Below are 19,867 nucleotides of genomic sequence, written 5' to 3'. Positions count from 1 at the left end.
AAACATTATTGCTGTACAGGGATAATCCTTCATGTCCGATAACCGCTGGGAAGGCATCGACGAGTTCGTCGCCGTGGCTGAATGCAGTCAATTCACCGCCGCCGCCGAACGTCTTGGGGTTTCTTCCTCCCACATCAGCCGACAAATCGTACGGCTTGAAGAGCGTTTGCAGACACGATTGCTCTACCGCAGTACCCGGCGGGTCACCCTGACCGAGGCCGGCCAGACGTTTTTGCAGCATTGCCAACGCTTGCAGGACGGACGCGAGGAAGCACTGCGGGCGGTGGGCGATCTCACCAGCGAACCCAAGGGCATGCTGCGCATGACTTGCGCCGTGGCCTATGGCGAACGGTTTATCGTGCCCCTGGTAACGCGGTTCATGGGGCTGTACCCGCAGTTGCGGGTAGACATCGAACTGAGCAACCGCCCTCTGGACCTGGTGCACGAAGGCCTGGACCTGGCGATTCGCCTGGGTCGCTTGCAGGACTCCCGCCTGGTCGCCACGCGCCTGGCACCGCGGCGCATGTACCTGTGCGCTTCACCCTCGTACCTGGAACGCTACGGGCGGCCCCACAGTTTGTCGGAACTGAGCCGCCACAACTGCCTGATCGGCAGCTCCGACGTCTGGCAACTGGAGCAGAACGGGCGGGAATTTTCCCAACGGGTACAGGGAAACTGGCGCTGCAACAGTGGGCAAGCGGTGTTGGATGCGGCGTTGCAAGGGGTGGGGTTGTGTCAACTGCCGGATTATTACGTGCTGGAGCATTTGCACAGTGGGGCGTTGATCTCGCTGCTGGAGGCTCATCAGCCCCCGAATACGGCGGTGTGGGCGTTGTACCCGCAGCAGCGACACCTGTCGCCAAAGGTGCGCAAGTTGGTGGATTACTTGAAGGAAGGCTTGGCTGGGCGGCCGGAATATCGGGGATGACAGTGGTTTTTTATGTTGCTTGATCGATTGCTATCGCGAGCAGGCTCGCTCCCACATTGGATCTTCAGCGGATACAAATTTTGTGTACAGCCAAAATCCCTTGTGGGAGCGAGCCTGCTCGCGATGGCGACTCAGAAGACGCCTCCACTTCTCGCTTAATGCCGATTCGCCCACCGCTGGCGCAACCACTCCAGGTCTTCCGGCCGGGTGACCTTGATGTTATCGGCCCGCCCTTCGATCAGCCGAGGCGCCTGTCCCGCCCATTCCATGGCGGACGCTTCGTCGGTAATTACCGCATCTGCAACCAGGCTGTCGGCCAAGGCCCGATGCAAGGCGCCGAGACGGAACATCTGTGGCGTGTAGGCTTGCCAGATCACGCTGCGATCAACGGTCTCCAGCACGCGGCCGTGCTTGTCGACGCGCTTGAGGGTGTCGCGCGCAGGGACAGCCAGCAGGCCGCCGACCGGATCGGTCGCCAACTCGCTGAGCAGTGTGTCCAGGTCGTCCCGGGCCAGATTGGGCCGGGCAGCGTCGTGCACCAGCACCCAGTCGTGATCGTCGGCGCCCTGTTCGTGCAGGTGCAGCAAGGCATTGAGCACTGAATCGCAACGTTGTTCACCACCGTCGACGCGCTGGATGCGTGGGTCGTTGGCACAGGCCAGGGTCGGCCAGTAGGGATCATCGTGTGCCAGGCTGACCACCACACCCTTGACGGTGGGGTGATCGAGGAAACAGCCGAGGCTGTGTTCAAGAATTGTGCGTCCGCCCAACTGCAGGTATTGCTTGGGACGGTCCGCGGCCATACGAGCGCCAACGCCCGCGGCTGGAATCACGGCCCAGAAGGCCGGCAAACGAATACTCATTGGGCCAACTGGTAGAGGGTTTCGCCCTCCTTGACCATGCCCAGTTCATGTCGAGCCCGCTCTTCAACGGTCTCCATGCCTTTTTTCAGCTCGGTCACTTCGGCGTCCATCACCCGATTACGCTCCAGCAGCGCCTCGTTTTCGGCGTGTTGGTCGGCAATTTGCTGAGTCAGGTCGGCCACTTGCGCCAAGCTGCCATTGCCCACCCACAGGCGGTACTGCAGGCCGGCCAGCAACAGGAGCAAGACAAGAAACAACCAATTGGGACTGCGCATCGAATATCAGGTATCCAGTGAAAAAAGACCGCCATGCCAAACTTTGAAGCGTCTGATAGCACGAAGCCTGGAGAACCCAGGCTTGTGCTTGATAAGGCATCAGATTAGAGGCAAAACCGCCGCCATGGCGACATTTGCGACCTAACCCGCTGTCTTTTTATCATTTACCGCTTAACCGCGAAACTCGGCGCGACCGTTGTACTTGGCCTTGCCATTCAATTGCTCTTCGATACGCAGCAGTTGGTTGTACTTGGAAACGCGGTCGGAACGGCACAGCGAACCAGTCTTGATCTGGCCTGCCGCAGTGCCCACGGCCAGGTCGGCAATGGTCGAGTCTTCGGTTTCACCGGAGCGGTGGGAGATCACGGCGGTGTAGCCGGCAGCCTTGGCCATCTGGATGGCTTCCAGGGTTTCGGTCAGGGTGCCGATCTGGTTGAACTTGATCAGGATCGAGTTGGCGATCTTCTTGTCGATGCCTTCTTTCAGGATCTTGGTGTTGGTCACGAACAGGTCGTCACCCACCAGTTGGGTTTTCTCGCCGATCTTGTCGGTGAGGATTTTCCAGCCAGCCCAGTCGGACTCGTCCAGGCCGTCTTCGATGGAGATGATCGGATAACGTTCGGTCAGGCCCTTGAGGTAGTCGGCGAAACCTTCGGCGGTGAACACCTGGCCTTCGCCGGACAGGTTGTACTTGCCGTCTTCGTAGAATTCACTGGCCGCGCAGTCCAGGGCCAGGGTCACGTCGGTGCCCAGCTTGTAGCCAGCGTTGGCCACAGCTTCGGAGATCACTTTCAGCGCGTCTTCGTTGGACGCCAGGTTCGGTGCGAAACCGCCTTCGTCGCCAACCGCGGTGCTCAGGCCACGGGCTTTGAGCACAGCCTTGAGGTGATGGAAAATCTCGGTGCCCATGCGCAGGCCTTCGGAGAAGGTCTTGGCGCCAACCGGCTGCACCATGAATTCCTGGATGTCGACGTTGTTATCGGCATGCTCGCCGCCGTTGATGATGTTCATCATCGGCACCGGCATCGAGTAGACACCCGGGGTACCGTTGAGGTTGGCGATGTGGGCGTACAGCGGCAGGTCCTGGTCCTGGGCAGCGGCCTTGGCAGCGGCCAGGGACACGGCGAGGATCGCGTTGGCACCCAGGGTGGCTTTGTTTTCCGTACCGTCGAGCTTGATCATCGCGTGATCGAGGGCTTTCTGGTCGGCAGGATCCTGGCCCAGCAACAGCTCGCGGATCGGACCGTTGATATTGGCGACGGCTTTGAGCACGCCCTTGCCCAGGTAACGGCTCTTGTCGCCATCACGCAGCTCCAGCGCTTCGCGCGAGCCAGTGGAAGCACCGGACGGCGCGCAAGCGCTGCCGATGATACCGTTGTCGAGAAGCACGTCCGCTTCAACAGTGGGGTTGCCACGGGAGTCGAGAACTTCACGACCTTTGATGTCGACGATTTTTGCCATTGTTGTAAACACTCCAAAGTTGACGAAAACGACGCAGCGAGAGGAAATCTTTTACCGTCGGCGGGTAGAGAGCAGCGGGCAGGCTTGCCGACGATAACGCCCGGCCCGCAGGCCAGAGCGTTTATCGAGCGGTACTTTACCGGAGAAAACCGCGTTACGCGGTTTCTATCGTCGGAAAACTCTTGACCAGCTCGTCCAATGCCTTGAGCTGAGACAGGAAGGGTTCCAGCTTGTTCAAACGCAAGGCACAAGGGCCATCGCACTTGGCGTTGTCTGGATCGGGGTGGGCCTCGAGGAACAGACCGGCCAGGGACTGGCTGATGCCGGCTTTGGCCAGATCGGTGACCTGGGCGCGACGACCGCCAGCGGAGTCGGAACGACCACCGGGCATCTGCAAGGCGTGCGTCACGTCGAAGAACACCGGGTATTCGAACTGCTTCATGATGCCGAAGCCGAGCATGTCCACTACCAGGTTGTTGTAGCCGAAGCTCGAACCGCGCTCGCAGAGGATCAACTGGTCATTGCCGGCTTCTTCGCACTTGCTCAGGATGTGTTTCATCTCCTGGGGCGCGAGGAACTGGGCTTTCTTGATGTTGATCACCGCACCGGTCTTGGCCATCGCCACCACCAGGTCGGTCTGGCGCGACAGGAAAGCCGGCAACTGGATGATATCGCAGACCTCGGCGACGACCGCGGCCTGGGCAGGCTCGTGGACGTCGGTGATGATAGGCACGCCAAAGGCTTGCTTGATGTCCTGGAAGATCCGCATGCCTTCTTCCAGGCCCGGGCCACGGTAGGACGTCACGGAGGAACGGTTGGCCTTGTCGAAGCTGGCCTTGAACACGTAAGGAATACCCAGTTTCTGGGTGACCTTCACGTACTCCTCGCAAACCTGCATCGCCATGTCGCGGCTTTCCAGCACGTTCATGCCGCCGAACAGCACCATGGGCTTGTCGTTGGCAATCTCGATGTCGCCGACGCGGATGATCTTCTGGGCCATCGTCTTATGCCTTTTTCTGATGTTGAGCCAAAGCGGCCTTCACGAAACCGCTGAACAACGGATGACCGTCCCGTGGCGTCGAGGTGAACTCGGGGTGGAACTGGCAAGCGACGAACCATGGGTGATCCGGAGCCTCGACCACTTCGACCAGCGCGCCGTCACCGGAACGACCGGAGATTTTCAGGCCGGCTTCGATCAACTGCGGCAGCAGGTTGTTGTTCACTTCGTAGCGATGACGGTGACGCTCGACGATCACATCCTTGGCGTAGCAATCGTGCACCTTGGAGCCGGCTTCGAGCAGGCAATCCTGGGCGCCAAGACGCATGGTGCCGCCCAGGTCCGAGGCTTCGGTGCGTACTTCCACGGCACCGGTGGCATCTTCCCACTCGGTGATCAGGCCCACGACCGGATGGCCGCTGGCACGATCGAATTCGGTGGAGTTGGCGTCTTTCCAGCCCAGCACGTTACGGGCGAACTCGATGACCGCCACTTGCATGCCCAGGCAGATACCCAGGTAAGGCACCTTGTTTTCGCGAGCGTATTGCACGGCGGTGATCTTGCCTTCCACGCCCCGCAGGCCGAAGCCGCCCGGCACGAGGATCGCATCGGCGCCTTCAAGCAGGCCGGTGCCCTGGTTCTCGATGTCTTCGGAGTCGATGTAGCGCAGGTTGACCTTGGTGCGGTTGCTGATACCGGCGTGGCTCATCGCCTCGATCAACGACTTGTAGGCGTCCAGCAGCTCCATGTACTTGCCGACCATGGCGATGGTGACTTCGTGCTCCGGGTTGAGCTTGGCATCGACCACGGCCTCCCATTCGGACAGGTCGGCGCTGGCGCATTGCAGGCCGAAGCGCTCGACGACGAAGTCGTCCAGGCCCTGGGAGTGCAGGATGCCCGGGATCTTGTAGATGGTGTCGGCGTCTTCCAGGCCGATGACCGCGCGCTCTTCAACGTTGGTGAACTGGGCGATCTTGCGACGCGACGAGATGTCGATCGGGTGATCGGAGCGGCAGATCAGCACGTCCGGCTGCAGGCCGATGGAACGCAGTTCCTTGACCGAGTGCTGGGTGGGCTTGGTCTTGGTTTCGCCGGCCGTGGCGATGTACGGCACCAGTGTCAGGTGCATCAGCATCGCGCGCTTGGCGCCGATTTCGAAACGCAACTGGCGGATGGCCTCGAGGAACGGTTGGGACTCGATGTCGCCCACGGTGCCGCCGATTTCGACCATCGCCACGTCGGCATCGCCAGCACCCTTGATGATGCGGCGCTTGATTTCGTCGGTGATGTGCGGGATGACCTGGATGGTCGCGCCCAGGTAGTCACCACGACGCTCCTTGCGCAGCACGTGTTCGTAGACACGGCCGGTGGTGAAGTTGTTGTTCTGGGTCATGGTCGTGCGGATGAACCGCTCGTAGTGGCCCAGGTCCAAGTCGGTCTCGGCGCCGTCGTGGGTGACGAACACTTCACCGTGCTGGAACGGGCTCATGGTGCCCGGGTCAACGTTGATGTACGGGTCCAGCTTGAGCATGGTGACCTTAAGTCCCCGCGCCTCCAGGATGGCCGCCAATGAAGCCGAGGCAATGCCTTTCCCCAATGAAGAAACAACACCGCCCGTGACGAATATGTAGCGCGTCATGAAAAACCCTAGAAGTCTGCGTTAAAGCGGTCCGAGCCGCCGGGGAAAGCGAAGGAAGGCCGAAGCCCCCGATCACCTGCATTAATCACAGTGCACCTTTCAAAAAAACCGCCGCGTTGGGACAGACCGGAAGTGAAATCACCGGTACGTTGCTCGCTACACATTTTTTGGAATCGCCCAGCAAAGACTGCTTGGTAATCGGCAACTCCTGCAATTCAGGCGAATCCACAGAAGTTGTATCAAGAAGGGAGCGTAGTCTACCGGAAAGCCCCTTTCAGCTCAAACCCAGATCTTGGCTTCCTGGCGTCCAGATCAATTGCCAACTGCCATCAGCCTGTGCATCGAGCCCGGCCAGGTTGGCCACCGCCAGTAATTGTTGGCCCTGATAGAGCAGCGGCAATCGGCCGCGAACGAACGCTGGCACGCCCTTTTCATTGAGTAAACGCTTAAGGTCGCGATGACCACGCCCCGCTAACGCCAGCACCTCGCCGCCTTGACGATAGCGTACGCAAAGCGGTCCCGCAGGCGGCGTACCGCTAAGCATCACGCGACCGTTGTCCGGCAAGCTCAGCCCAACCGTCGGATCGACCCAGTCGACGGCGCCTGGCAGCGAAGATAGCCAGTGGTCGGATAACCACCAGACCCGCCCGGCGGCGCGGTGCAACTCACCACCGGCCAGTCGCCAGATCGGCCGGGCATCATCGGCGGCATCGCGCAGCGAGTCCCAGCCCGACCAGTGATCGCTGTCGGGCAGCAGGGTCATCGGCGCCAGCCAATGGCTCAAGGCGTTGCGCTGACGGGCCGGCGACAACACCCGCAAAGGCGCCAGCGCCAGGGATTGCAGCCCAAGCCAGTCGAACGCGCCCGCGGTCGCGGCCTGGGCCAGGTCGATCCGCGCCAAGTCATCCAGCAAGCCTTGGGCTTCGCCCATGTGCGCAGCGCTGCGCGCCAGGGTCGCCGAGGCTTGCGGCCATTGCTCGGCCAGCACTGGAAAAACCCGCTGGCGCAGGTAATTGCGCGCGTACCGGTGGTCGTCGTTGGAGGGATCTTCGATCCAGCTCAAGCCGTGCTGCCTCGCATAAGCTTCCAGCTCCACACGGGACACATCGAGCAACGGTCGCAGCAGATGCCCTCGGCCCAAAGGACGCTGCCGCGGCATTGCTGCCAAGCCCTTCACCCCCGCTCCCCTTAGCAGGCGAAACAGCAGGGTTTCGGCCTGGTCATCGCGATGCTGGGCGGTAAGCAGCACTTCATTGCTGTGGATCGCCGCGACAAAGGCCGCGTAACGCGCTTCCCGGGCAGCGCGCTCGACACTGGCACCAGGGCGCACTTGCACACTCACCACGTCCAGCCGCACGCCCAGGGCCGCGCAGACCGAACGACAATGGTCCGGCCACGCCTCAGCCACCGCCTGGAGGCCGTGATGCACATGGATAGCGCTCAATGCGGGCAAGGAGTGGTGTTGCGAAAGGGTCGCGAGCAGGTGCAGCAGGACGGTGGAGTCGAGGCCGCCGGAGAAGGCGATGCGCCAGGTGGCGGCGTTGCGCCAGGGAATGAGCTGGGTAAGCAGGCGGCTTGGCAGATCGTTGCTTGCGTTCATGGGTTTCAGCCTTGGCACAAATCAAATGTGGGAGCGGGCTTGCTCGCGAAGGCGGTGAATCAGTCAACACATAGGTTGAATGTTAAACCGCTTTCGCGAGCAAGCCCGCTCCCACATTGGCTCCCCCACAGCTGCTGGAAGCGTGGTCAGATCAGAGGCCGTAGCTCATCAACCGTTCGTAGCGACGAGTCAGCAATGCGTCGTTGTCGAACTTCTTGAGCATCGACAGTTGCGAGCTCAGCTCGGCGCGGATCAGTGCCGCTGCCGCAGCCGGGTCGCGGTGAGCGCCGCCGACTGGCTCGTTGATCACTTTGTCGACGATGCCCAGGCCTTTGAGACGCTCGGCGGTAATGCCCATGGCCTCAGCGGCATCCGGCGCCTTCTCGGCGGTTTTCCACAGGATCGAGGCGCAGCCTTCCGGCGAGATCACCGCATAGGTGGAATATTGCAGCATGTTCAACTGGTCGCAGACGCCAATAGCCAGTGCACCGCCGGAACCACCCTCGCCAATTACAGTGGCGATGATCGGGGTTTTCAGGCGCGCCATGACGCGCAGGTTCCAGGCAATCGCTTCGCTCTGGTTGCGCTCTTCGGCGTCGATGCCCGGGTAGGCACCCGGCGTGTCGATGAAGGTCAGGATCGGCATCTTGAAGCGCTCGGCCATTTCCATCAGGCGGCACGCCTTGCGGTAGCCTTCCGGACGCGGCATGCCGAAGTTGCGGCGCACCTTCTCGCGCACTTCACGGCCTTTCTGATGGCCGATAACCATCACCGGCTGGTCGTCCAGGCGGGCGACACCGCCGACGATCGCTGCGTCGTCGGAGAAGTGACGGTCACCATGCAGTTCATCGAACTCGGTGAAGATGTGGTCGATGTAGTCCAGGGTGTAGGGACGACGTGGATGACGCGCCAGGCGGGCGATCTGCCAGCTGGTCAGCTTGCCGAAGATGTCTTCGGTCAGCGTGCGACTTTTGTCCTGCAGACGAGAGATTTCATCGCCGATATTCAGCGAATTGTCATTACCGACCAAGCGCAACTCTTCGATCTTGGCTTGCAGGTCGGCGATCGGCTGTTCGAAATCTAGAAAATTCGGGTTCATAGGCGTCCGTCTTGGGTCGACGTCCAAGAGAGCTTGGGCCGGCCGGTTGTCTATTCGCGCCTACCTTAAGGGAGAGGCGCGTTCAGGTCGAGATTAAAAATTCGGGTCGAGATCAGGGGTATTCCGGTTTCAAGAATGACCCCTGGCCGTCAACGGTATTGGAGGAAGACGTTGTCTTTGCCGAACTGGTCACGCAAGGCTTGAATCAACGCATCCGCCGGATCGATTCGCCAGCCTTCGCCGAACTGCAACACAGCCTTGGCGTCGGGGCGTACATACTCCATGGTGATCGGGCAGGCACCGCGATGGCGCTTGAACAATTCACCCAACCAGCGTAGCTGATCGCCCTTGAGATCCTGGGTCTGCAGCTTCAGGCGCAGGCTTTCAGCCAGGTTGGTACGAGCATCTTCCATGCTCATCACCCGCTTGACCCGCAGCCGCAGGCCACCGGAAAAGTCATCGTTGCTGACCTCGCCTTCCACCACCACCATCGCATCGGTCTGCAACAGCGACTGCGCCGAGTGGAACGCATCGGCGAACAATGAGGCCTCGATGCGCCCGGAGCGGTCGTCGAGGGTGATGAAGCCCATCTTGTCGCCTTTTTTGTTCTTCATCACCCGCAGGGCGATGATCATGCCAGCGACGGTTTGCGTGTCGCGCGCCGGCTTGAGGTCGATAATGCGCTGACGGGCGAAGCGGCGGATCTCACCTTCGTATTCGTCGATCGGGTGACCGGTGAGGTACAGGCCCAAGGTGTCTTTCTCACCCTTGAGGCGCTCCTTGAGGGTCAGCTCCTTGGCCTTGCGATGGTTGCCATAGACATCGGCGTCTTCTTCGACGAACAGCCCGCCAAACAGGTCGGCGTGGCCGCTGTCATGGGTACGGGCAGTCTGTTCGGCGGCCTTGATCGCCTCCTCCATCGCCGCCAGCAACACCGCGCGGTTGCGGTCGATGTTGGCCTGGTAGGCCTTGGGCTCATCCTGGAAGTAAGGCCCCAGCCGGTCCAGGGCACCACTGCGGATCAAACCGTCGAGGGTGCGCTTGTTGATGCGCTTGAGGTCAACCCGGGCGCAGAAATCGAACAGGTCCTTGAACGGCCCGTCCTGGCGCGCTTCGGTGATGGCTTCCACCGGCCCCTCGCCCACGCCCTTGATCGCGCCCAGGCCATAGATGATGCGGCCTTCGTCGTTCACCGTGAACTTGAACTCCGAAGCGTTCACATCCGGTGCGTCGAGGCGCAGCTTCATGGTCCGCACTTCTTCGATCAAGGTCACGACCTTGTCGGTGTTGTGCATATCCGCCGACAGTACCGCGGCCATGAACGGCGCCGGGTAATGGGCCTTCAGCCACGCGGTCTGGTACGACACCAGGCCGTAGGCGGCGGAGTGGGATTTGTTGAAGCCGTAGCCGGCGAACTTTTCCACCAGGTCGAAAATGTTACCGGCCAGGTCAGGGTCGATGCCGTTGGTCGCGCAACCCTCAATGAAACCGCCGCGTTGCTTGGCCATTTCCTCGGGCTTTTTCTTACCCATGGCCCGGCGCAGCATGTCCGCGCCGCCGAGGGTATAACCGGCCATGACCTGGGCAATCTGCATCACCTGTTCCTGATACAGGATGATGCCGTAGGTCGGTGCCAGCACCGGTTTCAAGCCTTCGTACTGATAGTCCGAGTGCGGGTAGGCCAGCTCGGCGCGGCCGTGCTTACGGTTGATGAAGTCATCCACCATGCCCGATTGCAAAGGGCCCGGACGGAACAGGGCCACCAGTGCGATCAGGTCTTCCAGGCAGTCGGGCTTGAGCTTTTTGATCAGCTCCTTCATGCCCCGGGATTCAAGCTGGAACACCGCCGTGGTTTCGGCTTTTTGCAGCAGGCTGTAGGTCGGCTTGTCATCCAGCGGGATGAAGGCAATGTCGAGCGGTTCTTCGCCGACCTTGGCCCGGTCCCGGTTGATGGTTTTCAGCGCCCAGTCGATGATGGTCAGGGTCCGCAGGCCGAGGAAGTCGAACTTCACCAGGCCCGCCGCCTCGACGTCATCCTTGTCGAACTGGGTTACCAGGCCGTCGCCTTCTTCGTCGCAATAGATCGGCGAGAAGTCAGTCAGTTTGGTCGGCGCGATCACCACGCCCCCGGCGTGCTTGCCGACGTTACGCACCACGCCTTCAAGCTTGCGGGCCATCTCCCAGATTTCCGCAGCTTCTTCGTCGACCTTGATGAAGTCCCGCAGAATTTCTTCCTGCTCGTAGGCCTTCTCCAGGGTCATGCCGACTTCGAACGGAATCATCTTCGACAGACGATCCGCCAAGCCGTAGGACTTGCCCTGCACCCGCGCCACGTCGCGCACCACCGCCTTGGCGGCCATGGAACCGAAGGTGATGATCTGGCTCACGGCGTTGCGGCCATATTTCTCGGCCACGTAGTCGATCACCCGGTCGCGACCGTCCATGCAGAAGTCGACGTCGAAGTCGGGCATGGATACCCGTTCCGGGTTGAGGAAACGTTCGAACAGCAGGTCATATTCCAGCGGGTCGAGGTCGGTGATCTTCTGCACGTAGGCCACCAGCGACCCGGCACCCGACCCACGGCCTGGGCCCACCGGCACGCCGTTGTTCTTGGCCCACTGGATAAAGTCCATCACGATCAGGAAGTAACCGGGAAAGCCCATCTGGATGATGATATCCAGCTCGAAATTCAACCGGTCGACATAGACCTGGCGCTTGGCTTCGTAATCTTCGGTGGTGTCCTTGGGCAGCAGGACGCTGAGGCGATCCTCCAGGCCGTCAAAAGACACCTTGCGAAAATATTCGTCGATGGTCATGCCATCGGGGATCGGGAAGTTGGGCAGGAAGTGCTTGCCCAGTTTCACTTCGATGTTGCAGCGCTTGGCGATCTCGACGGTGTTTTCCAGCGCCTCGGGCAGGTCGCTGAACAACTCGGCCATTTCCTCGGCGCTCTTGAGGTATTGCTGGTTACTGTAGTTCTTCGACCGCCGTGGATCGTCGAGGGCCCGACCCTCACCGATGCAGACACGGGTTTCGTGGGCTTCGAAGTCTTCCTGCTTGATAAAGCGCACGTCGTTGGTCGCCACCAGCGGCGCGCCGATCTTGTCGGCCAGGGCCACGGCGGCGTGCAGGTGCTCTTCATCATTGGGACGATTGGTGCGCTGCACCTCGATATAGAAGCGGTCCGGGAACACCGACATCCAGTCACGGGCCAGGGTCTCGGCTTCCTCGGGGTTGCCACTGAGCAGGGCCAGGCCGATTTCACCTTCCTTGGCCGCCGACAGCATGATCAGCCCTTCGCTGGCCTCGGCCACCCACTCGCGCTCGATGATGATCGAGCCGTTGCGCTGGCCGTCGATAAAACCACGGGAGATCAGCTCGGTGAGGTTGCGATAACCCAGGGCGTTCATCACCAACAGGCTGATACGGCTCAGCGGAGCGTCCGGGTCCTTGTTCGACAGCCACAGGTCGGCGCCACAGATCGGCTTGATCCCGGCGCCCATGGCGGCCTTGTAGAACTTGACCAGCGAACACATGTTGTTCTGGTCGGTGACCGCCACGGCAGGCATGTTCATGCCCACCAGGGTCTTGACCAGGGGCTTGATCCGCACCAGACCGTCGACCAGGGAGTATTCAGTGTGCAGGCGTAGATGAACGAATGAAGCCGGCATAGTGATCCTGCGTTAAGTCATGAAAACAACAAGGCCCGGATTGTACCGGGCCTTGGGTAAAACATCAGCCAGCAACCCATGCTCTTGAGGATTGAACCCGTGGCGAGGGAGCTTGCTCCCGCTGGGCTGCGCAGCAGCCCCCTTCTTATGGGCGCTTCGCACCCAAGCGGGAGCAAGCTCCCTCGCCACGATGAATCAGGTGAACCCTTCGCTTTCGATCAAGCCATCACGAGCTTCATAAGCCAGCCGCACCGGGGCGAACGAGCGCCTGTGGATCGGCGTTGGCCCAAGGCGCGCCAGGGCTTCGAGATGAACGGGGGTCGGGTAACCCTTGTGGCCGCCGATGCCATAGCCCGGGTAAATCAATTCGAAGGCGGCCATTTCCCGGTCACGACTGACCTTCGCCAGGATCGAGGCCGCTGCAATGGCCGGCACCTTGGCGTCGCCCTGGATCACCGCTTCGGCGCGCATCGACAGTTTCGGGCAGCGATTGCCATCGATCATCGCCAGTTTCGGCGTGATGTGCAGGCCCTGCACCGCACGCTGCATGGCAAGCATGGTGGCGTGCAGGATATTGAGCTCATCGATTTCTTCGACTTCGGCCCGGGCGATGCACCAGCTCAGGGCTTTCTCGCAGATCTCGTCGTAGAGCTTTTCGCGACGGGCTTCAGTGAGCTTCTTCGAATCATTGAGGCCCAGGATCGGCCGCGTCGGGTCGAGAATCACCGCGGCCGTCACCACCGCGCCGCACAACGGGCCGCGACCCACCTCATCGACACCAGCAACCAGATCTTCCACTTCGGCGACCAGGTTGAAATCCAGGCCCATCTGTAGCTTTGAGTTGCTCATGGTTTTGCGCCAATCAGGGTCAGTACCGCGTCAGCCGCCTGGTTGGAAGCATCACGACGCAAGGTACGGTGGATTTCGTCAAAGCCCCGAGTCTGTTCCTCGCCGCCATCAATCAAGGGCAACAGCGTGGTGGCCAGCGCCTCGACGGTCGCATCATCCTGCAGCAGCTCCGGCACCAACAAGCGCTGGGCCAACAGGTTCGGCAAGGACACGTAGGGGCTCTTGACCATGCGCTTGAGGATCCAGAACGTCAGTGGCGCCAGGCGATAGGCGACCACCATCGGGCGCTTATACAACAGCGCCTCAAGGGTAGCAGTGCCGGAGGCAATCAACACGGCATCGCAGGCCGCCAACGCTTCGTGGGAACGACCGTCGAGCAGCGTCACCGGCAAATCGCGGCCCACCAGCAGCGCTTCCAACTGGGCGCGACGCTGCGCACTGGCACACGGCAGGACAAAACGTACACCGGGGCGCAGCGCCCGAAGGCGTTCGGCAGCGTCGAAAAACAGACCGCCCAGGCGACTCACTTCACCGCCCCGGCTGCCGGGCATCAAGGCCACCAGTGGTCCCTCGGGCAGGCCCAACGCCTGGCGGGCCGCATCGCGGTCGGCTTCCAGGGGAATGGTATCGGCCAGGGTGTGCCCGACAAACCGCACCGGCACGCCCTTCTCTTCGTAGAACTTTGCCTCGAACGGCAGCAACGTCAGCATCAGGTCGCAGCCTTCGCGAATCTTGAGCACCCGCTTCTGCCGCCAGGCCCAGACCGACGGGCTGACGTAATGCACGGTCTTGATCCCGGCCTGACGCAACTTGAGTTCGATATTAAGGGTGAAATCCGGCGCATCGATGCCGATGAACACATCCGGTTTTTCGTTGATCAGGGTCTGGATCAGCTTCTTGCGCCGGGCCAGCAGCTCACGCAGGCGACCGAGCACTTCCACCAACCCCATCACCGACAGGCGCTCCATCGGAAAATAGGACGTCAGGCCCTCGGCTTCCATCAACGGCCCGCCAACCCCAATGAATTCGACGGCAGGATGCTGCGCCTTGAGCGCGCGCATCAGACCGGCGCCCAGAATGTCACCGGAAGCCTCTCCCGCCACCAGTGCAACACGCAAATTAGCCATGGTCAGCGAGTGATGCCGCGGGTCGAAGACTGGATGGAGTCGCGGAAGATCGCGACTTCCGGGTATTGCGCCGAAGCCTCGGCCAGTTCGGCGAGTGCCTGCTCGACCGTCAAGCCCTGGCGATACACGACTTTGTAGGCGCGACGCAGCGCCGCAATCGCCTCTTCGCTGAACCCACGACGGCGCATGCCTTCGAAGTTCATGCTGCGGGCTTCGGCCGGGTTGCCGAACACCGTGACATAGGCCGGGACGTCCTTGCCGATAGCGGTGCCCATGCCAGAGAAGCTGTGGGCGCCGATATGGCAATACTGGTGCACCAGGGTGAACCCGGACAGGATCGCCCAATCATCCACATGCACATGGCCGGCCAGCGCGGTGTTGTTGACCAGGATGCAATGGTTGCCAATCACGCTGTCATGGCCGATGTGCGCGTAGGCCATGATCAGGTTGTGGTCGCCCAAGGTCGTTTCGCAGCGATCCTGAACGGTGCCACGGTGAATCGTCACGCCTTCGCGGATCACGTTGTGATCGCCGATGACCAGACGGGTTTCTTCACCTTTGTACTTGAGATCGGGCGTGTCCTCGCCTACCGAAGAAAACTGGTAGATGCGATTGTGTCGACCAATCCGGGTCGGTCCCTTGAGAATTACGTGAGGACCGATCACCGTACCCTCGCCGATTTCCACACCTGCGCCGACGATCGACCACGGGCCGACCTCGACATCGGCGGCCAGGACGGCCGTCGGATCGATGATTGCGCGAGGGTCAATCAAACTCATAGCTTGCGTTCCGCACAGATGATTTCAGCGGAGCAGACTGGCTTGCCGTCGACCGAAGCCTGGCATTCAAACTTCCAGATCTGGCGCTTGCAACTGATGAACTTGGCTTCGAGGATCAACTGATCACCCGGGGTGACAGGCTGGCGGAAGCGCAGCTTGTCGGAACCGACGAAGTAGTAGAGCGTGCCGTCGGCAGGTTTTACGTCGAGCATTTTGAAACCAAGGATCCCGGCAGCCTGAGCCATTGCCTCGATGATCAGCACGCCCGGCATGATTGGATGCGCGGGGAAGTGACCATTGAAGAACGGCTCGTTGATGCTGACATTCTTGTAGGCGCGAATGCGCTTGCCTTCAACGTCCAGGTCCACCACCCGATCCACCAGCAGGAACGGGTAACGGTGAGGCAGGTATTCGCGAATCTCGTTGATGTCCATCATTTCGGGGGGAAGCCTATGTAAAGATTGGAAGCGCACGAGTGACGCGCACTCCGCTAGCAAATCAAGATGCCCTAACGGCTGTGCACACTTGATATGGAAATGGTATCAGCCATCTGATGAAGCATTACCGCCAGGGGTCACGTCCCCTACACGCTTTTCCACCTGCTTGAGGCGTCGCGCGATGTCGTCGAGCTGGCGGATACGCGCCGCGCTCTTGCGCCATTCGGCCGCCGGCTGCATGGCCGTACCGGAAGAGTAGGCACCTGCCTCGGTAATCGAGTGGGTCACCATGGTCATCCCGGTCAGGAACACGTTGTCACAGATATCGATATGGCCCACCAGCCCCACGCCACCGGCGAGCATGCAATGCTTACCGATCCTGGTGCTGCCGGAGATGCCCACGCAGGCGGCCATGGCGGTGTGGTCACCGACCTGGACGTTGTGGGCGATCTGGATCTGGTTGTCGAGCTTGACGCCATTGCCGATGACCGTGTCGGCCAGGGCGCCGCGGTCGATCGCGGTGTTGACGCCGATCTCGACGTCGTCGCCAACGGTGACGCCGCCGATCTGGGCGATCTTTTGCCAGATGCCTTTCTCGTTGGCGAAACCGAACCCTTCGCCGCCCAGCACTGCGCCGGACTGAATCACTACCCGCTTGCCGATGCGCACATCGTGGTACAGGGTGACCCGTGGCGCCAGCCAACCGCCTTCGCCGATCTCGCTGCGCGCGCCAATGACGCAATGGGCACCCAGCGTGACGCCGGCACCAATTCGGGCCGCGCTTTCGATGACCACGAATGGGCCGACGCTGGCTGTGGGATCAACTACGGCATCTGCCGCGATCACTGCGCTGGGATGAATACCAGCGGCCGATTTCGGCTTGGGATCGAACAGATGGGAAATGCGGGCATACGCCAGGTACGGATCAGGCACGATCAGGGCATCGCCGACAAACCCATCGGCATCAGCTGCCTTGAGCAACAGCGCGGCCGCCCGGCTGTCAGCCAGGTACTTGCGGTATTGAGGATTTGCCAGAAAGCTCAACTGAGCTGGGCCAGCCTCTTGCAAAGTGGCTAGCCCAGTAATTGCCTTCTCCGGGTCGCCACGCAGGGTGGCGCCGAGGAACTCGGCCAACTGGCCGAGCTTGATAGTCGCTGTCATGGATTACTTCAGCTGATTCATGCGCTCGATCACCTGGCGCGTGATGTCGTATTGAGGCTTGACATCAATCACTGCGCCACGCTCGAACACCAGGTCAAAACCACCTTTCTTGATGACTTCTTCCACAGCGCTGTCGAGTTTCGGCTTGAGTTGCTTGAGCATTTCGCGGTCGGCAACAGCTTTGGCTTCGTTCAGCTCCTTGGACTGGAACTGAAAGTCACGGGCCTTTTGCTTGAACTCAAGCTCCAGACGCTCGCGTTCGCCCTGGGCCATCTTGTCGCCACCGGCCACCAGACGATCCTGAATGCCCTTGGCGCTGCTTTCCAAGCCCTTGAGCTTGGTCAGTTGCGGGCCGAATTTCTTCTCCGCATCCACGGCGTATTTCTTCGCCGCGTCGGATTCCAGCAGGGCCATCTGATAATTCAGTACGGCGATCTTCATGTCGGCAAAAGCCGGACCTGCGACCAGTACGGTCGCCAGGAGAACCAATTGAGTCAACTTACGCACGATGTACTCCTACAAAATCCATTGTCGTTATCTTGGGTCAAACGCTTAGAACGTCTGGCCGAGGGAGAATTGGAACACTTGGGTTTCAGCGTCATCCGGCTTCTTGATCGGCATCGCCAATGCGAAGCTCAAGGGGCCCAGTGCGGTAACCCAGGTCACGCCCACACCCACGGAGCTGGCCAGGTTGCTCAGGCTGATGTCGTTGCACTTAGTGTCGGACCTGGTGCCGTTGGCGTTGGTGGTATCACTGCAACTGGAGTTGAAAACGTTACCCACGTCCCAGAATACCGAGGTACGCAGGGAGCGTTGATCCTTGACGAATGGCATCGGGAACAGGATTTCGGCGCCGCCCTGAATGAGCACGTTGCCACCGAATGGAAGCGGATCCTGGTCCGGATCACGAATAGTACCTGGGTTGTTGCCCGAACTCGGAGTGCTACGCGGGCCCAGGGTACTGTCCTTGAAGCCACGAACCGAGTTGAAACCACCGGCATAGTAGTTCTCGTAGAACGGCAGGCCATCGGTCGAACCGTAGCCGTCGCCATAACCCAGCTCGGTGTGCAGGCGCATGGTGTAGTTGTCAGACAGCGGCTGGAACAGTTGGCCGCGATAATCAAGCTTGAAGAACGACAGGTCACTGCCTGGCGTAGTGGTTTCCAGAACCAGGCTCTGGGAACGGCCACGGGTCGCCAGCACACCTTTGTTCAGGGTCGATTCGGACCAACCGACAGACGCCTTGAAGTTCAGATACTTGTCGCCTTCCTTATTAACGAAGTCAAAAATCTCGTCAACGGTATAACGCCCGGTGCTGATCTCGTCCTGCTGGGCGGTGAGGCCAAAGGTCAGCCGCGAAGTCTCGCTGATTGGATAACCCACGTTGACGCCGGCACCCAGGCTGTCCACGGCATAGCTGGAGATGTCGGAGTCAAGCTCGTCATAGTCAGTGGTGCGATAAAAGGCGTTGTAGCCGAGGCTCACACCATCAGCGGTCCAGTAGGGGTCCACGTAACCGAAGTTGTAGCGGGTCTGATATTCGCTGCGGGTCAAGCCGATGCTGACCTTGTTACCGGTACCCAGGAAGTTGTTCTGGGTGATCGAGCCACCGAGGATCAGGCCGGCGCTCTGGGCGAAACCGACGCTGGCGGTAATCGAGCCGGAAGCCTGCTCTTCGACGCTGTAGTTCACATCGACCTGGTCATCGACGCCCGGCACGGCAGGGGTCTCGACGTTGACTTCCTTGAAGAAGCCCAGGCGCTCCAGGCGGGTCTTGGACTGGTCGATCAGGTAGGTCGACGCCCAGCCACCTTCCATCTGGCGCATCTCACGGCGCAGCACTTCGTCCTCGGACTTGGTGTTGCCACGGAAGTTGATACGGTTGACGTAGGCACGCTTGCCCGGATCCACGGCGAAGGTGATGTCGACGGTGTGGTCTTCATCGTGCGGCTGCGGCACGCCGTTGACGTTGGCGAAGGTGTAGCCCTCGTTACCCAGACGGCGGGTGATCAGTTCGGAGGTGGTGGTCATCAGCTTGCGTGAAAACACCTGGCCCTTCTGCACCAGCAGCAGCGACTTGACCTGGTCCTCAGGGACCTTCAGGTCACCGCTGAGCTTGACGTCACGAACGGTGTACTTGTCGCCTTCGTTGACGTTGACGGTGATGTAGACGTGCTTCTTGTCCGGGGTGATGGACACCTGGGTCGAAGCGATGTCCATGTTGATGTAGCCACGGTCCAGATAGTAGGAACGCAGGCGCTCCAGGTCACCGGAGAGTTTTTCACGGGCGTACTTGTCGTCATTCTTGAAGAACGACAGCCAGTTGGTGGTCTTGAGCTCGAACAGGTCGATCAGGTCTTCATCAGGGAAAACCGTGTTGCCCACCACGTTGATGTGCTGGATCGCCGCCACGGTGCCTTCGTTGATGTTGACCTTCAGGCCGACGCGGTTGCGCGGCTGCGGCACCACTTCGGTGTCGACGGTGGCCGAGTAGCGACCCTGGGCAACGTACTGGCGTTGCAGCTCGTTACGTACACCTTCGAGGGTGGCGCGCTGGAAGATCTCGCCTTCGGCCAGGCCGGACTGCTTGAGGCCCTTCATCAGGTCTTCAGTGGAGATCGCCTTGTTGCCTTCGATCTCGATACTGGCGACCGACGGACGCTCGACAACGGTGATGACCAGGACATTGCCGTCACGGCCCAGTTGGATATCTTGAAAGAAGCCGGTCTTGAACAGCGCACGCGTGGATTCCACCAGGCGCCGATCATCCGCCTGCTCGCCGACGTTCAACGGCAAGGCACCAAAGACGCTACCCGCGGAGACCCGCTGGAGGCCATTGACGCGAATATCAGAGATAGTGAAGGACTCGGCGTGAACTTCGGCGATCATCAATACGGTGAGAACCGCAGTTAGCAGCAGACGTTTCATGAAGTCCTTTCTTATTCCAACTGGCAATAAACAAACTGCCGCAAAATGCGGCA

At 60.6% G+C, this 19,867-nt stretch carries 16 protein-coding genes; 1 reads left to right on the top strand and 15 read right to left on the bottom strand.

The window, feature by feature from the left end; translation table 11 throughout:
- Positions 1-31 precede the first annotated feature (31 nt).
- Entirely contained in the window at positions 32-928 is an 897-nt protein-coding gene (locus HU749_RS06675) for a LysR substrate-binding domain-containing protein (protein WP_014336804.1), read from the top strand.
- 155 nt (positions 929-1,083) lie between these two features.
- Here HU749_RS06675 and ispD read toward each other — a convergent pair whose 3' ends face one another.
- From ispD to bamA, 15 genes are all read right to left on the bottom strand, one after another.
- A complete protein-coding gene (ispD, locus tag HU749_RS06670; RefSeq protein WP_186651818.1) occupies positions 1,084-1,791 on the bottom strand; it encodes a 2-C-methyl-D-erythritol 4-phosphate cytidylyltransferase in 708 nt (235 codons plus the stop codon).
- Positions 1,788-2,066: a cell division protein FtsB gene (gene ftsB / locus HU749_RS06665; RefSeq protein ID WP_003184873.1), complete on the bottom strand. Its 279-nt coding sequence runs from the start codon at positions 2,064-2,066 to the stop codon at positions 1,788-1,790. Before ftsB ends, ispD begins: the two co-directional genes overlap by 4 nt.
- Positions 2,067-2,237: 171 nt before the next feature.
- Positions 2,238-3,527: a phosphopyruvate hydratase gene (gene eno / locus HU749_RS06660; protein WP_024619350.1), complete on the bottom strand. Its 1,290-nt coding sequence runs from the start codon at positions 3,525-3,527 to the stop codon at positions 2,238-2,240.
- Positions 3,528-3,681: 154 nt separating this feature from the next.
- Positions 3,682-4,527 (bottom strand): 3-deoxy-8-phosphooctulonate synthase, encoded by an 846-nt coding sequence (gene kdsA / locus HU749_RS06655; protein ID WP_003198268.1) that lies wholly within the window; start codon positions 4,525-4,527, stop codon positions 3,682-3,684.
- Between the two features lie 4 nt (positions 4,528-4,531).
- Positions 4,532-6,163 carry a CTP synthase gene (pyrG, locus tag HU749_RS06650; RefSeq protein ID WP_046065018.1) on the bottom strand — a complete coding sequence of 544 codons (1,632 nt, stop codon included), beginning with the start codon at positions 6,161-6,163 and terminating at the stop codon, positions 4,532-4,534.
- 274 nt (positions 6,164-6,437) lie between these two features.
- Positions 6,438-7,763, bottom strand: a complete 1,326-nt coding sequence (gene tilS / locus HU749_RS06645) for a tRNA lysidine(34) synthetase TilS (RefSeq protein ID WP_095963435.1) — start codon at positions 7,761-7,763, stop codon at positions 6,438-6,440.
- 151 nt (positions 7,764-7,914) lie between these two features.
- On the bottom strand, positions 7,915-8,862 hold the full coding sequence (locus HU749_RS06640; RefSeq protein WP_053182408.1) for an acetyl-CoA carboxylase carboxyltransferase subunit alpha: 948 nt from the start codon (positions 8,860-8,862) through the stop codon (positions 7,915-7,917).
- 149 nt (positions 8,863-9,011) lie between these two features.
- Positions 9,012-12,533, bottom strand: a complete 3,522-nt coding sequence (gene dnaE, locus HU749_RS06635; protein ID WP_046065021.1) for a DNA polymerase III subunit alpha — start codon at positions 12,531-12,533, stop codon at positions 9,012-9,014.
- Between the two features lie 195 nt (positions 12,534-12,728).
- Positions 12,729-13,382, bottom strand: a complete 654-nt coding sequence (gene rnhB, locus HU749_RS06630; RefSeq protein WP_095963433.1) for a ribonuclease HII — start codon at positions 13,380-13,382, stop codon at positions 12,729-12,731.
- The gene (lpxB, locus tag HU749_RS06625) at positions 13,379-14,509 is read right to left on the bottom strand and encodes a lipid-A-disaccharide synthase (RefSeq protein ID WP_079302078.1); all 1,131 of its coding nucleotides are present in this window, start codon (positions 14,507-14,509) and stop codon (positions 13,379-13,381) included. The genes rnhB and lpxB overlap by 4 nt, the downstream gene beginning before the upstream one ends.
- A gap of 2 nt (positions 14,510-14,511) precedes the next feature.
- Positions 14,512-15,288 carry an acyl-ACP--UDP-N-acetylglucosamine O-acyltransferase gene (gene lpxA / locus HU749_RS06620; protein WP_053178301.1) on the bottom strand — a complete coding sequence of 259 codons (777 nt, stop codon included), beginning with the start codon at positions 15,286-15,288 and terminating at the stop codon, positions 14,512-14,514.
- Positions 15,285-15,725: a 3-hydroxyacyl-ACP dehydratase FabZ gene (gene fabZ, locus HU749_RS06615; RefSeq protein ID WP_003184897.1), complete on the bottom strand. Its 441-nt coding sequence runs from the start codon at positions 15,723-15,725 to the stop codon at positions 15,285-15,287. The genes lpxA and fabZ overlap by 4 nt, the downstream gene beginning before the upstream one ends.
- 105 nt (positions 15,726-15,830) lie before the next feature.
- Positions 15,831-16,886: a UDP-3-O-(3-hydroxymyristoyl)glucosamine N-acyltransferase gene (gene lpxD, locus HU749_RS06610; protein ID WP_095963432.1), complete on the bottom strand. Its 1,056-nt coding sequence runs from the start codon at positions 16,884-16,886 to the stop codon at positions 15,831-15,833.
- 3 nt (positions 16,887-16,889) lie between these two features.
- A complete protein-coding gene (locus tag HU749_RS06605; protein WP_003184901.1) occupies positions 16,890-17,393 on the bottom strand; it encodes an OmpH/Skp family outer membrane protein in 504 nt (167 codons plus the stop codon).
- Positions 17,394-17,438: 45 nt separating this feature from the next.
- The gene (gene bamA, locus HU749_RS06600; RefSeq protein ID WP_079302077.1) at positions 17,439-19,814 is read right to left on the bottom strand and encodes an outer membrane protein assembly factor BamA; all 2,376 of its coding nucleotides are present in this window, start codon (positions 19,812-19,814) and stop codon (positions 17,439-17,441) included.
- Positions 19,815-19,867: the final 53 nt, after the last annotated feature.

The organism is Pseudomonas ogarae, assembly GCF_014268695.2.
Taxonomy (GTDB): domain Bacteria; phylum Pseudomonadota; class Gammaproteobacteria; order Pseudomonadales; family Pseudomonadaceae; genus Aquipseudomonas; species Aquipseudomonas kilonensis.
This window is presented reverse-complemented; position numbering and strand designations above follow the sequence as displayed.

Bases quoted from the DNA above. Each gene is read 5' to 3' on its own strand.
- HU749_RS06675 (WP_014336804.1), top strand. From the start codon at position 32: ATGTCCGATAACCGCTGGGAAGGCATCGACGAGTTCGTCGCCGTGGCT.
- ispD (WP_186651818.1), bottom strand. From the start codon at position 1,791: ATGAGTATTCGTTTGCCGGCCTTCTGGGCCGTGATTCCAGCCGCGGGC.
- ftsB (WP_003184873.1), bottom strand. From the start codon at position 2,066: ATGCGCAGTCCCAATTGGTTGTTTCTTGTCTTGCTCCTGTTGCTGGCC.
- eno (WP_024619350.1), bottom strand. From the start codon at position 3,527: ATGGCAAAAATCGTCGACATCAAAGGTCGTGAAGTTCTCGACTCCCGT.
- kdsA (WP_003198268.1), bottom strand. From the start codon at position 4,527: ATGGCCCAGAAGATCATCCGCGTCGGCGACATCGAGATTGCCAACGAC.
- pyrG (WP_046065018.1), bottom strand. From the start codon at position 6,163: ATGACGCGCTACATATTCGTCACGGGCGGTGTTGTTTCTTCATTGGGG.
- tilS (WP_095963435.1), bottom strand. From the start codon at position 7,763: ATGAACGCAAGCAACGATCTGCCAAGCCGCCTGCTTACCCAGCTCATT.
- HU749_RS06640 (WP_053182408.1), bottom strand. From the start codon at position 8,862: ATGAACCCGAATTTTCTAGATTTCGAACAGCCGATCGCCGACCTGCAA.
- dnaE (WP_046065021.1), bottom strand. From the start codon at position 12,533: ATGCCGGCTTCATTCGTTCATCTACGCCTGCACACTGAATACTCCCTG.
- rnhB (WP_095963433.1), bottom strand. From the start codon at position 13,382: ATGAGCAACTCAAAGCTACAGATGGGCCTGGATTTCAACCTGGTCGCC.
- lpxB (WP_079302078.1), bottom strand. From the start codon at position 14,509: ATGGCTAATTTGCGTGTTGCACTGGTGGCGGGAGAGGCTTCCGGTGAC.
- lpxA (WP_053178301.1), bottom strand. From the start codon at position 15,288: ATGAGTTTGATTGACCCTCGCGCAATCATCGATCCGACGGCCGTCCTG.
- fabZ (WP_003184897.1), bottom strand. From the start codon at position 15,725: ATGATGGACATCAACGAGATTCGCGAATACCTGCCTCACCGTTACCCG.
- lpxD (WP_095963432.1), bottom strand. From the start codon at position 16,886: ATGACAGCGACTATCAAGCTCGGCCAGTTGGCCGAGTTCCTCGGCGCC.
- bamA (WP_079302077.1), bottom strand. From the start codon at position 19,814: ATGAAACGTCTGCTGCTAACTGCGGTTCTCACCGTATTGATGATCGCC.